This window comes from Streptomyces sp. NPDC046909, from assembly GCF_040644695.1.
Classification (GTDB): Bacteria; Actinomycetota; Actinomycetes; order Streptomycetales; family Streptomycetaceae; genus Streptomyces.
The window spans coordinates 639,364-653,799 of record NZ_JBEYXC010000004.1 but is presented as its reverse complement, the minus strand read 5'-3'; the positions used below and the strand labels follow the sequence as shown (position 1 = coordinate 653,799).

Here is a 14,436-nt window from a genome sequence, read left to right as displayed (position 1 = left end):
CTAGCCCAGCTTGTGCATCCAGCCGTGCTTGTCCTCCGCCGTCCCCCGCTGGATGTCCAGGAGCGCCTGGCGCAGCTTCAGGGTGACCTCGCCGGGCTCGCCGCCAGACTGCTGCCACTCGGCGGTGGCGCGCTTGACCGTGCCGACCGGGGTGATGACGGCGGCGGTGCCGCAGGCGAAGACCTCCTTGAGGGCGCCGCTCTCGGCGTCGCGCTGCCACTGCTCGATGGAGACGCGGCCCTCCTCGGAGGCGTACCCGAGGTCGCGGGCGACGGTCAGGAGGGAGTCGCGGGTGACGCCTTCCAGGATGGAGCCGGTGAGGGCCGGGGTGACGATCTTGTCCTCGTACACGAAGTAGAGGTTCATGCCGCCGAGTTCCTCGATCCACTGGTGCTCGACCGCGTCGAGGTAGCAGACCTGGTCGCAGCCCTTGGCGGCCGCCTCGGCCTGGGCGAGGAGGGAGGCCGCGTAGTTGCCGCCCGTCTTGGCGTCGCCCATGCCGCCGGGGACGGCGCGGACGCGGTCCTCGGAGAGCCAGATGGAGACCGGCTTGACGCCGCCCGGGAAGTAGGCGCCGGCCGGCGAGGCGATGACGAGGAAGAGGTACTCGTTGGCGGGCTTCACGCCCAGGCCGACCTCGGTGGCGATCATGAACGGGCGGAGGTAGAGGGACTCCTCGCCGCCGTGCGCCGGGACCCAGGCCTGGTCCTGCTGGACGAGCGCGTCACAGGCCTCGATGAACGTCTCGACCGGCAGCTCGGGCATGCCGAGGCGGTGCGCGGAACGCTGGAAGCGCTCGGCGTTCTTCTCGGGGCGGAAGGTGGCGACGGTCCCGTCGGGCTGGCGGTACGCCTTGAGACCCTCGAAGATCTCCTGCGCGTAGTGCAGGACCATCGTCGCGGGGTCGAGCTGGAGCGGGGCGTACGGCACGAGCTGGCCGTCGTGCCAGCCGCGGCCCTCGGTCCACTTGATGACGACCATGTGGTCGGTGAAGTGGCGGCCGAAACCGGGGTTCGCCAGGATCGCGGCGCGCTCGGCGTCGGAAAGTGGCGAGGCTGAGGGCTTGAGCTCGATGGTGGGCGTCGTCATGAGTGGTTGTCCTTCACCGGTTTGTTGAGTGACGGGCCGCGCTCACGCCCTTTACTGTCAGTGGCCAGTGCTAGGACGTCCGAGCATTCCCTCAGTCTGCGGCTCCGCGTTCGATTATCGCTCGCGGGGCGCTGAGGACGAAAACGGCGTGAATGCGACCCAGTGGATGATGGTGGCACCCGGCGGGGACATAAGGAAAGCCGCCGGGTGCGGATGCGACCCGGCGGCTTCTGGTGGTTCGGTGAGCGCCGCGGGTCAGCCGGCTACTCGTACGGCCAGCGCGTCGCCGATCTCCGACGTGCTGCGGGCCGGCTTGCCGGTGCGCTCGGCGAGGTCGACCGAGACGGCCTCGTCGATCCGGGCGGCCTCGGCCTCGTAGCCGAGGTGACGCAGGAGCAGCGCGACGGACAGGACCGTGGCGGTGGGGTCGGCCTTGCCCTGGCCCGCGATGTCGGGGGCCGAGCCGTGGACGGGCTCGAACATCGACGGGAACTCGCCGGACGGGTTGATGTTGCCGGACGCGGCCACGCCGATGCCGCCGGAGACGGCCGCGGCGAGGTCGGTGATGATGTCGCCGAAGAGGTTGTCGGTGACGATCACGTCGAACCGGCCCGGGTCGGTGACCAGGTAGATCGTCGCCGCGTCGACGTGGATGTAGTCGGTGGTGACCTCGGGGAACTCCTCGGCCACCTTGTTGAAGACGTTCGTCCACAGGTGGCCGGCGAAGGAGAGCACGTTGTTCTTGTGGACCAGCGTGAGCTTCTTGCGGGGGCGGGCCTGGGCACGGGCGAAGGCGTCCCGGACGACCCGCTCGACACCGAAGGCCGTGTTCACGGAGACCTCGGTGGCGACCTCGTGCGGGGTGCCCTTCCTGATGGTGCCGCCGTTGCCGGTGTACGGGCCCTCGGTGCCCTCGCGGACGACGACGAAGTCGATCTCGGGCTCACCGGCGAGCGGGGTGGCGACACCCGGGAGCAGCTTCGACGGCCGCAGGTTGACGTGGTGGTCGAAGAGGAAGCGGAGCTTGAGCAGGAAGCCGCGCTCCAGGACACCGGACGGGACCGACGGGTCACCGATGGCGCCGAGCAGGATCGCGTCGTGCTGCTTCAGCGCGTCGACGTCGGCGTCGGTGAGGGTCTCACCGGTGGCGTGGTAGCGCTTGGCGCCGAAGTCGTACTCCTTGGTCTCCAGCTTCACATCCTGCGGAAGGACGGCGGAGAGGACCTTCAGGCCTTCGGCCACGACCTCCTGGCCGATGCCGTCACCCGGAATCACTGCGAGATTGATGCTGCGAGACATGGGGGCACCCTACTCCGCGTCCCATGGAATGACACTTGACGTCCGCCATACGGACACTGGAGCGCGCCCTCGGCGTCAGCCCTTCGACCTGTGTTCACCCGTACGTATGGCGGGTGTTGACGTTCGCTGGGAACTTCACCGACATGGACCTTCCCGACGTCGGCATCCCCCCGCAGCTCGCGCGGCGGATGAGCATGGCCGAGCAGTACGAGTACGTGCGCACCAAGCTGACCCGGCGCCGCACACTGGTGACGGCCGGTGCGATGGCGGCCGGCACGGTGGCGGGCGGTCTGCTGACCGGCTGTTCGGCGAACGGCTCCCCGTCGGGACGTACGACCGCCTCCCCCTCCCCCTCCTCCTCCGCCGAGGTGCACGGCTCGGTCGTCGCCCCCTTCGGCCGCCACCTCGCCTTCGGCGCCGACCCGAAGACCCAGATGCGGATCTCCTGGCAGGTCCCGCTCGCGGTGCGGAAGCCGTACGTCCGGATCGGCACCCGCCCCGACGACCTGGGCCGGAAGGTCGAGGCCGAGGTGCGCGCCCTGCACACCCCGGGCGTGACCGGCGTACGCCTGGCGGTGGACCAGTACTACGTCCACGCGGCCCTGGACGGGCTGCGCCCCGGGACGACGTACTACTACGGCGTCGGCCACGACGGCCTCGACCCGGCGGACGCCGCCCACCGCTCGACGATCGCCTCCTTCCGGACCGCGCCCGCGAGCCCCGAGAAGTTCGTGTTCACGGCCTTCGGCGACCAGGGCGTGGGCAAGGCGGCGGCCGCGAACGACCACATCCTGCTGCGCCGGAACCCCGCCTTCCATCTCCACGCGGGCGACATCTGCTACGCCAACGCCAACGGCCACGGGGACAGGACGGACGCCTACGACCCCGGGTTCTGGGACCTGTTCCTCAAGCAGAACGAGGAGGTCTCGCGCTCGGTGCCGTGGATGGTGACGACCGGCAACCACGACATGGAGGCCTGGTACTCCCCCGACGGCTACGGCGGCCAGCTGGCCCGCTGGTCCCTCCCGGAAAGCGGCTTCGACGCCCGTAACGCACCCGGGGTGTACGCCTTCACCTACGGCAACGTCGCCTTCGTCGCGCTGGACGCGAACGACGTGTCGTACGAGATCCCCGCCAACCTCGGCTACACGGGCGGGAAGCAGACGGCGTGGCTGGACGGCAAGCTCGGGGAGCTGCGCGAGGCGAAGGGGGTGGACTTCGTCGTCGTCTTCTTCCACCACTGCGCGTACTCGACCTCCGCGCACGCCTCCGACGGCGGGGTGCGTGCCGAGTGGCTGCCGCTGTTCGAGAAGCACCAGGTGGACCTGGTGATCAACGGGCACAACCACGTCTACGAGCGCACCGACGCCATCAAAGGCGACGAGGTGGGCCGGCGGGTGCCGATCGGGGCGTCGACCGATCCGACGCGGGACGGGATCGTGTACGTCACCGCGGGCGGCGGCGGCAAGGATCTGTACGGCTTCCCGGTGGGCGTGAAGGAGAGCTACGAGGGCCATGTGCACGACCACGACTCCGTCGACACCTTCCAGTGGACGAAGTCACGGGCCTCGAAGGCGGAGACCGTCGAGTGGTCGCGGGTGCGCTACCGGGGCTTCTCCTTCCTCCAGGTGGAGGCGGAGAGCGGTACGGCGCCGCGGCTCAAGGTGTCGGCGCTGGCGCAGAACGGCGACCGGATCGACCATTTCGAGGTGCGGCGCGGAGCGTGAGTCCGCGCCGCACCCCGGCGGGTGCGGCTCCCGGTATCCAGGTTGCTCGTGTGAGCGTCAGTGGCCGGTCGAGCCGCCGTTGTCACGGCGGTCGAGGGCGCGCTGGAGGGCGGCCGCGGCGTTCTTGCGGTCGGACTCGCTCGTACGGGAGATGTGACGGACTCGACGGCGGACGGTCGTCTCGGCCATGAGGAATCGACTCCTTCGGCTTCATGGATGCACAGGGAAGTGCGCAGGGAGATATCGAGACGCCGGAGGGGCGGGGAGCACTGGCCGCAGGGGTTGCCTGCACGGGGCCCGGCTCACGACCGCCATTCGCTTGATCGAGCGAGACGTTCGGCTTCTACAAAGCTAAGGGAGGCGGGCCGGTCTGTCTCCACAATTACTCGGACTTCCTACTATCTGAGACAGTGCAGTGGGTCACACGGCGCTGACCTGCGGTTTCGCATGGCTGCGCAACTCCCGCACCAGGGCCCGCACGAGGGCGGTGGCGGCGAGTTCGGGGGTGGTGACATAACCGATCCGACGGGTGGGACGGTCGGCTCCCAGGTCGGTGATCTCCGTCGTGCCCGGCGCTCCGGTGAGGGACAGCGCGGGCATGATCGCCATCCCTAGCCCGCTGCCCACCATCGACAGCACCGCCCCGTCGTCCTCGGCGCGCACGGTCGCGGTGGGAATCCAGTCCTGGGCCGCCCACCAGGTGCGGGTGTACGAGGAGCAGTTCTCCCGCCAGTCGACGAGCGGGAGCGAGCGCGGGTCGGGATGCCCGGCCGGATGCACCAGGGAGTACGGCTCCTCCAGCAGCACGTCCCCGACGAGCCGCGGCGGGATCGGGGAGCTGGTCCCGAACGTGGCGATCCCGAGATCGGCCCGCCCTTCGGCGACCTCCCCGGCGGTGCCGGGCCCGATCTCCCGTACGACGGTCACGCTCGGCGCGATCGCGGGGTGCCGTGCGGTGAGGGCTTCGAGGACGGGCGGGAGGAGATGGAGCGCGGCGGAGCGGAAGGCGGCGATACGGAGAGGGCCGGCGATGCCCCCTTCCTCTCGCTCCTCTCGCTGGGCACCCCTGGCCTCACTGACGAGCAGGGCGAGCAGCCGCAGCACCCGCCGCCCGTGCGCGACGGCCCGCGCACCGGCCGCCGTGGGCCGCGCCCCGTACCGTCCACGCTCGAACAGCACGACGCCCAGCTTGCGTTCGATGCCGCGTACGGCGTGCGAGACGGCCGACTGGGTAGTGCCGAGCCGCCCGGCGGCGGCGGAGAACCCGCCCTCCTCGGCGACGGCGACGAGGGTACGGAGTTCCTGCGGCGCAAGATCGACGGTACTGCTCATGCGGGGTCCCCCACCTGCTGCTATGAGTGCCGGCTCATGGATGTGCCGGTTCCATGAGCGCAACCCTCTGCTCCACGCCGGCATTCCTCCCTACGGTCGGACCCATGACCGACACCGCGATCACCGTGCACCAGACCACCCGCCCGACGGGCTTCCCGACCCCGGCCGACTTCGCCTTCGTGGAGTCGGGGATCCCGGCCCCCGCCCCGGGTACGGCACTGGTCGAGAACCTGTACTGGTCGGTCGACCCCTACCACCGCGAAATGATGGACGGTGACTTCGCGCTGAACGCCCCGCTGGAGGGCCGCACCCTGGGCCGGGTCGTGGCCTCACGGCACCCCGGGCTTCCGGAGGGCGAGATCGTCTTCCACCGCCAGGGCTGGCGCACGCACGCGGTGGTGACCCCGGAGGAGACGAGACGCCTCCCGCACTACGAGGGCGTCCCCCTGTCCGCGTACCTGAGCATCCTCGGCGGCACCGGCCTCACTGCCTACGTCGGCCTGACCCGCATCGCCCGACTCCGCGAGGGCGACGACGTGTTCGTCTCTGCGGCGGCGGGCGGGGTCGGCACGGCAACGGCTCGCTTCGCACGCCTCCTGGGCGCGGGCCGCCTGATCGGCAGCGCGGGCTCGCCGGAGAAGGTCCGCCACCTCACCGAACAGGTCGGCTACGACGAGGCGTTCGACTACCGCACGGCCCCGGTCGCCGATCTCCTCGCCAAGGCCGCCCCGACCGGCATCGACGTCTTCGTCGACAACGTCGGCGGCGACCATCTGGGCGCGGCGATCGGGGCGTTGAGGGAACGCGGGCGCGTGGTCCGCATCGGCACGGTGAGCCAGTACAACACCCCGGACGCACCACCGGTCCTCTTCAACCACGCCGACGTGGTCGAGAAGAGCCTGCGCATCGAGGGCTTCCTGGTGAGCCACTACCGCGAAGTCCAGGAGGAGCTGTACGAGTTCGCCGTACCGCATCTGCGGAGTGGGGCACTGGCCCTGGACGAGACGGTGGTGGAGGGGTTCGAGCGGATCGTGGAGGCGTTCCTGCTGATGCTGCGGGGCGGGAACACGGGGAAGATCCTGGTGCGGGCGGCGGTGTGACACTAGGGGAGGCTGAGCAGCGCCCGCACCGCCTCCCGGAACCCCTCCGGATCCTCCACCCACGGCAGATGTCCGGCCCCGGGCAGCATTACCCGCCGCACCCGAGGCAGCGCCCGTTCCAGCGAGTCGACCGCCCAGCGCGGCCGGATGTCCCGCTCGCCGTCGACGATCAGCACGGGCACGTCGAGCCCCTGGCAGGCGGCGTACAGCTCAGGCGTACCCCAGGTCTCCTTCGTCTCGGTGTTGAGCGCCTTGTTGCACGCGAAGTCGATCTCGAACCAGGGGTCGGCCATCCGTTCCGCGTGCTCCAGGGCCCGTTCCCGGTCCTCGAACTCGATGGACCACTGGAGTACGGCCCGTTCACGGCTCCCGTCCTCCAACTCCCGCCACCGGGCATGCCGTTCGGGAACCACTGCGAGCCTGGCGTGGAAGTCCTCCTCGAAGGGCCCGTGCCAGGAGGACACCGGGTCGATGCCGGTCCCGCTCACGTACACCAGCCCACCGACCCGCTCCGGATGCGCCAGCGCATAGCTCAGTGCCAGCTGGGCGCCCCAGGAGTGTCCGAGCAGCACAGGCCGGTCGAGCGCGAAGTGCCGTCGTACGGCGTCCAGATCCGCCACGAAACGCGCGGTCGTCCACGGCCCGGCGACGCCCCGCTCGGACCGCCCGCATCCGCGCTGGTCCCAGCGGACGACGGTCGCCCGGCCGTCCAACATCGCGGCCACGTCGTCGAACATGTCCCACAACCCAGGGCCACCGTGGCACAGCACCAAAGACGGCTCCCCCTGCCCCTGCCGCGAGGCCCACAGCCGTACTCCGTCGTCCGTCGTCACCGTCATGGTCACGAGTCTGCCCAAGACCGGGGAACGCCAAGGGGCCGGGTGAATCACCCGGCCCCTCAAGTGCTCTGACTATCCGTCAGCCCATGTGCGGGTACGCGTAGTCGGTCGGCGGGACCAGGGTCTCCTTGATGGCGCGGGTCAGGGTCCAGCGCATCAGGTTCTGGGGGGCGCCTGCCTTGTCGTTGGTGCCGGAGGCGCGGCCGCCGCCGAAGGGCTGCTGGCCGACGACGGCGCCGGTGGACTTGTCGTTGATGTAGAAGTTGCCGGCCGCGTAGCGGAGCTTCTCCATCGTGTAGGCCGCCGCCGCGCGGTCGGCCGAGATGACCGAGCCGGTCAGGGCGTAGTCGGACGCCGACTCCATCTGGGTCAGCATCTCGTCGTACTGGTCGTCCTCGTAGACGTGGACGGCGAGGAACGGGCCGAAGTACTCGGTCGTGAAGACCTCGTTCTCCGGGTCGCTGCACTCCACGACGGTCGGGCGGACGAAGTAGCCGACCGAGTCGTCGTACGAGCCGCCCGCGACGATCGTGCAGGTGGGGTCGGACTTGGCGCGGTCGATGGCCGCCTTGTTCTTGGCGAACGCGCGCTCGTCGATGACCGCGCCGATGAAGTTCGACAGGTCGGTGACGTCACCCATGGTCAGGTAGTCGACCTCGGCCGCGAACTCCTCCTTGAAGCCGGAGTTCCAGATCGACGCCGGGATGTAGGCGCGGGAGGTCGCGCTGCACTTCTGGCCCTGGTACTCGAAGGCGCCACGGGTCAGGGCGGTCTTGAGGATCGCCTTGTCCGCGCTCGGGTGGGCGACGACGAAGTCCTTGCCGCCGGTCTCGCCGACGAGGCGCGGGTAGGAGCGGTACTTCTCGATGTTGGTGCCGACCGTCTTCCACAGGTACTGGAAGGTCTTGGTGGAACCGGTGAAGTGGATGCCGGCGAGGTCGCGGTGGACCAGGGCGACCTTCGACACCTCGATGCCGTCACCGGTGACCAGGTTGATGACGCCCTTCGGCAGGCCCGCCTCCTCCAGCAGCTGCATGAGGAGAACGGCCGCGTGGGTCTGGGTCGGGGACGGCTTCCAGACCACCACGTTGCCCATCAGCGCGGGCGCGGTCGGCAGGTTGCCCGCGATCGCCGTGAAGTTGAAGGGCGTGATCGCGTAGACGAAACCTTCGAGCGGGCGGTGGTCGAGGCGGTTCCAGACGCCCGGGGAGTTCGCCGGGGGCTGCTCGGCGAGCAGGTCACGGGCGTACTTGACGTTGAAGCGCCAGAAGTCGACCAGTTCGCAGGGGGTGTCGATCTCGGCCTGCTGGGCGGTCTTGGACTGACCGAGCATCGTCGAAGCGGCGAGCGTCTCGCGCCAGGGGCCGGCGAGGAGTTCGGCGGCGCGGAGGATGATCGCGGCGCGGTCGTCGAAGGCCATCGCGCGCCAGGCGGGCGCGGCGGCGAGGGCCGCGTCGATCGCGTCCTGGGCGTCCTGCTGGGTGGCGTTGGCGTACGTGCCCAGGCGGGACTTGTGGTTGTGCGGCTGCACGACGTCGAAACGCTCGCCGCCGCCCATCCGCTTCTCGCCGCCGATGGTCATCGGCAGGTCGATCGGGTTCTCGGCCAGCTCCTTGAGCTTGGCCTCCAGGCGGGCACGCTCGGGCGAGCCGGGGGCGTAGCCGTGCACCGGCTCGTTGACGGGGGTGGGGACCTGGGTCACAGCGTCCATGAGATCCGTAACTCCTTGTACGTGAGCGGGTGTTCGGGTCAGCCCTTGGTGAGGGTCGAGCGGACGAAGAAGAGGAGGTTCGCCGGCTTCTCCGCCAGGCGGCGCATGAAGTAGCCGTACCAGTCGGTGCCGTAGGCGGTGTAGACGCGCATGCGGTGACCTTCGGCCGCGAGCCGCAGATGCTCGTCGCTCCTGATCCCGTACAGCATCTGGAACTCGTACTCGTCGAGCTTGCGCCCGGCCTTGCGGGCGAGTTCCTGGGCGATGGAGATGATGCGCGGGTCGTGGGACCCGATCATCGGGTACCCCTCGCCCTCCATCAGGACCTTGAGGATCCGGACGTACGCCTTGTCGATCTCGTGCTTCTGCTGGTACGCGACCTCGGCGGGCTCCTTGTACGCGCCCTTCACGAGCCGCACCCGGCTGCCGTTCGCGGCGAGACGGCGGGCGTCGGCCTCGGTGCGGAAGAGGTAGGCCTGGATCACACAGCCGGTCTGCGGGAAGTCCTTCCGCAGCTCGTCGTGGATGGCGAACATCGAGTCGAGGGTGGTGTGGTCCTCGGCGTCCAGCGTGACCGTCGTACCGATCGCGGCGGCGGCCTCGACGACGGGCCGGACGTTCGCGAGGGCCAGCTCGTGGCCGCCGTCCAGCGCCTGACCGAACATCGACAGCTTCACGGACATCTCGGCGCGGGTGCCCAGCTCCAGCTCCTTGAGCCGGTCGATGAGCAGGAGGTACGCGTCCCGGGCGGCGGCGGCCTGCTCCGGGGTGGTGATGTCCTCGCCGACGACGTCCATCGTCAGCTCCAGGCCGCGGTCCGTGAGATCCCTGACGATCGGCACGATCTCGTCGACCGTCTCGCCCGGGATGAAGCGGTCGACGACCTGCTTGGTGACGGGCGCCGCCGAGATCAGGCGTCGCATCCGGTCGCTGCGCGACGCGGCAAGAATCACGGGACCCAGCACGGGGCACCTCCACAGACCAGCAGGAACATGCCGGAAACCAAACAACTCGGGTACGGCACGGAGAACCACCGTGAAACCTAAGGATCCCTCCGATCCTCTGCCATCGACAGCTGTCACGCATCCGTGCCGCGGATCTCAGACAGATGTATGAAGGGGCTTCGATTATGGGCGAGAATGCTTGAGTGACGGTCGACGCTGGACCCTTCAGCCGCGCGGGTGACTACCAGGAGCTGGTCGATGAGATCTCCGAGCTCCTCGGTGTCCCCGCGACCCTGGAGAACCGCGACTTCGAGCTGATCGCCTTCGGGGCGTACGACAGTGAGGGCGACCTCGATCCGTCGGCCCTGGACCCCGTGCGCACCCGCTCGATCCTGACCCGGCGCTCCACGGCCGCCGTCCGGACCTGGTTCGAGGGCTTCGGCATCACCCGCGCGACGGCCCCGGTCCGCATCCCGCCCACCCCCGAGGCAGGGGTCTACCGCGGACGGATCTGCCTCCCCGTACGCCATCGGGGGGTCGTCCTCGGATACGTCTGGCTGCTGGAGTCCGAACCCGGTCCCACCGAGCAGCAGCTCGCCGCCGCCATGCTGGTGACCGTCCGGATCGGCGCGCTGCTCGCGGACGAGGCGCAGCACGGGGCGGACCTGAGCCGGGAGCTGCGGGCGGTCCTCACCGCCGAGCGCGGCTGGCAACGCGACATGGCGGTGGCGGCGCTGCGCACGGCCCTCGGGCCGCGGGGCGAGGGGCCGCACGCGGTGGTGTGCGTGGCGCCCTGGCCGTCCGCCGACCCGGACGACGCCCCTTCGGCCCGTACGGTCCCGCACGCGACGGCGCTGTGCACGGTGCCCTGGGGGGCCGCGGGCCAGTCACTGGCGGTGCTGGTACGGCTGCGGTCGACGGACACCTTGGCGCCGGCCCACTCGGTGGCGACGCGGTTGCTGGAGCGGGGGCGGGGAGTTGAGGGGGGTGGCAGCAGCGACCGGGGTGCCGTACGTGACGCGATCGGTGTCGGTACCGGTGCCGTGGTCGCCGGGATCGCCGGCGCGCAGGCGGATCTCGGCGGGCTGGGCACCGCCTGGCACGAGGCGTCGGCGGCGGCGCGCGCGGCGCAGGCCGAGCCCCGGCTCGGGCCGGTCGCGGAGTGGGCCGGGCTCGGCCCGTACCGTCTGCTGACCTCGCTCCCCCCGGACACGGCCCACGACCCCGCCGTACGCCCCCTGCTCTCCCCCGCCCACCGCGAACTCGCCCGCACCGCCGAGATCTACCTCGACTGCGCGGGCCAGGCAGGGCGCACGGCGGCGGAGCTGGGCATCCACCGCCAGACGCTCTACTACCGCCTCTCGCGGGTGGAGCAGCTGACGGGCCTTGACCTGGACGACGGCGAGGACCGGCTGTTGCTGCACATGGCGTTGAAGGGGGCGCGACTCTAGGGGGCACGACTCCAGGGGGCGCACCCCTGGGGAATCCTGCCCGAATTCGGGCAAAACAGGGAGGCAAATCGACAGCCCCGGCCTCTACAGTGCTCGCATGATCTCCGCCTCCGCACTGGGCTCCTTCGCTCTGATCGTGGGCCTGCTCACCCTCACCCCGGGCATCGACACCGCCCTCATCCTCCGTACCGCCGTCACGGGCCGCCGCACGCGCGCGTGGGGCGTCGTCATCGGCATCCAGACCGGCACCGTCGTCTGGGGAGCGCTCGGCGCGCTGGGCGTCACCGCCGTACTGACCGCGTCCCATCTCGCTTATACGGTCCTGCGGTGGGCCGGTGCCGCGTATCTGGTGTGGATGGGCGCCCGGATGGTGTGGTCGACGCTGCGACGGCGGGGCGGGACCGGATCCGGGGCCGGGAACGGGAACGGGTCCGGGAACGGGTCCGGGAACGGGAACGGGTCCGAGCCCGCCGAGGAGGCCGAGACGGGCGGCGGCTTCTGGGGCGGCTGGCGCCGGGGCGCTCTGACGAATCTCCTGAACCCCAAGATGGGCGCCTTCTACATGGCGGTGCTGCCGCAGTTCGTCCCGGAGGGCGGCGCCGTCGCGCACCTGGCGAGCGGGATCCTGCTGGCGGGCGTGCACATCGGGCTCGCCGTGGTCTGGTCGGCCGCCCTGATCCTCTTCGCCCGCACCTTCCGGGACACCCTCCGCCGCCCCCGCGCCCGCCGCGCCCTGGACCGCGCCACCGGCACGGTCATCGCGGGCTTCGGCCTCCGGCTGGCCCTGGCGGACTGACCCGTGCCCCGCCCCATGCCCCTGCTGATGATCGACCTCGACAACACCCTCGTCGACCGCGACGCCGCCTTCCGGGAGGCGGCGTCCGCGTTCCTCGCGGAGCACGCGCTGCCCGGGACGGACCTCGGCCGGCTGACGGCACTCGACAACAGCGGCTACACCCCTCGGCAGGACGTGGCCCGCGCTTTGGCCGAGCGATACGGCGTCTCCGAGGACGCCGTCCGACGCTTCCTCGACCACGGCGCCGCCGACCGTGTCGTCCTGCCCGAGGACACCCGAGACGCGCTGCGCGAGGCGGTCGACGACGGCTGGACCTGCGTGATCGTCACCAACGGCCGGGTCGCACAGCAGGAGACGAAGATCCGGAACACCGGCCTGGACCGGCTCGTCCACGGCTGGGTGATCTCCGAGGCGGCCGGACACAAGAAGCCCGCGCCGGAGATCTTCGAGGCGGCGGCGACCGCCACGGGGGCCTCCCTCAACGGCGCCTGGGTGATCGGCGATTCACCGCACGCCGACATCCGGGGCGCGATCGGCGTCGGCGCGCGCAGTGTGTGGGTGTCGGGAGGACGGGAGTGGGCGGAGACGGCGTACCGGCCCACACATGTGGCACCGGACGCCGCCACGGCGATCCGGCTCGGCACCCGGAAGGAGCGCTGACACAGTGTCCGGGAGATGCGGTGACTCGGCGTACTGACGGCCTTCCGGCTCAGCCGCCGCCGAGAAGATCCGCCACCGCACCCACCCCCTCCGCGATCGCACGCTCCGTCACATTGCCGAATCCCAGGACGAGTTGACCCGGATCGGGCGCCCCCGTCGCACGGCACTCACTCATCCCGTACAGCCCGACCCCACGGCCCCGCGCCGCCTCGACGACCGCCCTCTCCCCGACCCCCTCGGGCAGCCGCGCCACCGCGTGGAACCCCGCCGCCAGCCCCGACAGCCGTACCGCCGGGGCGTGTTCGGCCAGGGACGCGACCAGGGCGGTGCGGCGAGCGGCGTATGTCGTGCGCATCCGGCGGAGTTGGCGGTCGTAGCGGCCGGACTCGATGAGGTGGGCGAGGGCGAGCTGGTCGAGGGTGGGTGAGCCGCGGTCGGTGACCCGCTTGAGGTCGGTGACCGGGTCCACCAGCGCGGGCGGGCACAGCAGCCAGCCCAACCGCAGTGCGGGCGCGAGGGACTTGCTGACCGTGCCGATGGAGACGACCCGGTCGGCGGCCAACCCCTGGAGCGCGCCCACCGGTTCGCGGTCGTAGCGGAACTCGGCGTCGTAGTCGTCCTCGATGACGTACGCGTCCCCGCGCACGGCCCAGTCGATCAGGGCATGGCGGCGGCCGGGCGCCAGGACGACTCCGGTCGGCCACTGGTGGGCCGGGGTGACGATCACCGCCCGGGCGCCGGTGGCCTCCAAGCGCCGTACGTCCAGGCCCTGTTCGTCCACCGGCACCGGCACGGCCGTCAGCCCCGCCACCTCGGCCGCCGCCCGCGCGACCGCCGGGCCGCCGGGGTCCTCGTACGCCACGACCCGCACACCGCGCCGGGCGAGGGCTGCGAGGGTGAGGCTCAGCCCCTGGGCGTAACCCGAGCAGACGACCGTCCCGGCGGGATCGGCGGCGGCGCCGCGCACCCTGCGCAGATATCCGGCGACGACCTCGCGCAGCTGCCGACTCCCCCGCGGATCCCCGTAGTCGAGGTCGGCGACCGGCATACGGCGGGCCGCTTCCCTGGTCGCCCACAGCCAGTCGGCGACCGGGAAGGAGGTCAGGTCCGGGACGCCGTGGCGGAAGTCGGCGATCAGACGGGGGTGCGGGGCGGACGAGGGCGCCGTGACGGGCGCCGCCGGTTGGGCACTGGCCGCCACGCGGGTGGCCGAGCCGACGCGGGTGACGAGGTAGCCCTCGGCCTGGAGCTGGGCGTAGCAGTCCTGGACGAGGCCGCGGGAGAGGCCGAGTTCGCGGGCGAGTTCCCTGGAGGACGGGAGACGTTCGCCGGACTGGAGGCGGCCGGTGCGGATGGCGTCCCGCAGCTGCCGCTCCACCTGCGCGGACAGTCGTTCCGCGCTGTCCCGGTCGACGGTGAGGAGCAACTCGGGCGACAAACCGGCCCACTGCACAGGCATGGAATTGGAGCTTAGCGGAGAGCCGGTGC

13 protein-coding genes are annotated in these 14,436 nt (G+C 71.0%); 5 read left to right on the top strand and 8 right to left on the bottom strand.

Annotation, left to right across the window (positions count from 1 at the left end; translation table 11 throughout):
• Both ABZ928_RS15980 and ABZ928_RS15975 read right to left on the bottom strand, forming a co-directional pair.
• Nucleotides 1-1,089, bottom strand: coding sequence for a branched-chain amino acid aminotransferase (locus ABZ928_RS15980; RefSeq protein WP_361518593.1), 1,089 nt, complete (start codon nucleotides 1,087-1,089; stop codon nucleotides 1-3).
• A 255-nt stretch (nucleotides 1,090-1,344) separates the two neighbouring features.
• A complete protein-coding gene (locus tag ABZ928_RS15975) occupies nucleotides 1,345-2,388 on the bottom strand; it encodes a 3-isopropylmalate dehydrogenase (protein ID WP_361518591.1) in 1,044 nt (347 codons plus the stop codon).
• Nucleotides 2,389-2,531: 143 nt separating this feature from the next.
• Between ABZ928_RS15975 and ABZ928_RS15970 the strand changes: the two genes are divergently transcribed.
• Nucleotides 2,532-4,115 (top strand): metallophosphoesterase family protein, encoded by a 1,584-nt coding sequence (locus ABZ928_RS15970; RefSeq protein ID WP_361518589.1) that lies wholly within the window; start codon nucleotides 2,532-2,534, stop codon nucleotides 4,113-4,115.
• A gap of 57 nt (nucleotides 4,116-4,172) precedes the next feature.
• Here ABZ928_RS15970 and ABZ928_RS15965 read toward each other — a convergent pair whose 3' ends face one another.
• Nucleotides 4,173-4,304, bottom strand: a complete 132-nt coding sequence (locus tag ABZ928_RS15965) for a hypothetical protein (protein ID WP_257540238.1) — start codon at nucleotides 4,302-4,304, stop codon at nucleotides 4,173-4,175.
• A gap of 231 nt (nucleotides 4,305-4,535) precedes the next feature.
• Nucleotides 4,536-5,447, bottom strand: a complete 912-nt coding sequence (locus ABZ928_RS15960; protein ID WP_361518586.1) for a LysR family transcriptional regulator — start codon at nucleotides 5,445-5,447, stop codon at nucleotides 4,536-4,538.
• 104 nt (nucleotides 5,448-5,551) lie between these two features.
• Here ABZ928_RS15960 and ABZ928_RS15955 point away from each other — a divergent pair, with 104 nt between their 5' ends.
• A complete protein-coding gene (locus tag ABZ928_RS15955; RefSeq protein ID WP_361518584.1) occupies nucleotides 5,552-6,547 on the top strand; it encodes an NADP-dependent oxidoreductase in 996 nt (331 codons plus the stop codon).
• A gap of 2 nt (nucleotides 6,548-6,549) precedes the next feature.
• Here the strand turns inward: ABZ928_RS15955 and ABZ928_RS15950 are convergent, their stop codons facing one another.
• From ABZ928_RS15950 to ABZ928_RS15940, 3 genes are all read right to left on the bottom strand, one after another.
• The gene (locus ABZ928_RS15950; RefSeq protein ID WP_361518582.1) at nucleotides 6,550-7,386 is read right to left on the bottom strand and encodes an alpha/beta hydrolase; all 837 of its coding nucleotides are present in this window, start codon (nucleotides 7,384-7,386) and stop codon (nucleotides 6,550-6,552) included.
• Nucleotides 7,387-7,465: 79 nt separating this feature from the next.
• Nucleotides 7,466-9,097, bottom strand: coding sequence for an L-glutamate gamma-semialdehyde dehydrogenase (gene pruA, locus ABZ928_RS15945; RefSeq protein WP_361518580.1), 1,632 nt, complete (start codon nucleotides 9,095-9,097; stop codon nucleotides 7,466-7,468).
• Between the two features lie 38 nt (nucleotides 9,098-9,135).
• Entirely contained in the window at nucleotides 9,136-10,062 is a 927-nt protein-coding gene (locus ABZ928_RS15940) for a proline dehydrogenase family protein (RefSeq protein ID WP_361518578.1), read from the bottom strand.
• A gap of 182 nt (nucleotides 10,063-10,244) precedes the next feature.
• Here ABZ928_RS15940 and ABZ928_RS15935 point away from each other — a divergent pair, with 182 nt between their 5' ends.
• From ABZ928_RS15935 to ABZ928_RS15925, 3 genes are all read left to right on the top strand, one after another.
• Entirely contained in the window at nucleotides 10,245-11,492 is a 1,248-nt protein-coding gene (locus tag ABZ928_RS15935; RefSeq protein ID WP_361518576.1) for a helix-turn-helix domain-containing protein, read from the top strand.
• 97 nt (nucleotides 11,493-11,589) lie between these two features.
• The gene (locus ABZ928_RS15930) at nucleotides 11,590-12,288 is read left to right on the top strand and encodes a LysE family translocator (protein WP_361518574.1); all 699 of its coding nucleotides are present in this window, start codon (nucleotides 11,590-11,592) and stop codon (nucleotides 12,286-12,288) included.
• A gap of 3 nt (nucleotides 12,289-12,291) precedes the next feature.
• Complete coding sequence (locus ABZ928_RS15925) at nucleotides 12,292-12,948, top strand: HAD family hydrolase (RefSeq protein ID WP_361518572.1); 657 nt, start codon at nucleotides 12,292-12,294, stop codon at nucleotides 12,946-12,948.
• 49 nt (nucleotides 12,949-12,997) lie between these two features.
• Here ABZ928_RS15925 and ABZ928_RS15920 read toward each other — a convergent pair whose 3' ends face one another.
• Nucleotides 12,998-14,407, bottom strand: coding sequence for a PLP-dependent aminotransferase family protein (locus ABZ928_RS15920; protein ID WP_361518571.1), 1,410 nt, complete (start codon nucleotides 14,405-14,407; stop codon nucleotides 12,998-13,000).
• Nucleotides 14,408-14,436: the final 29 nt, after the last annotated feature.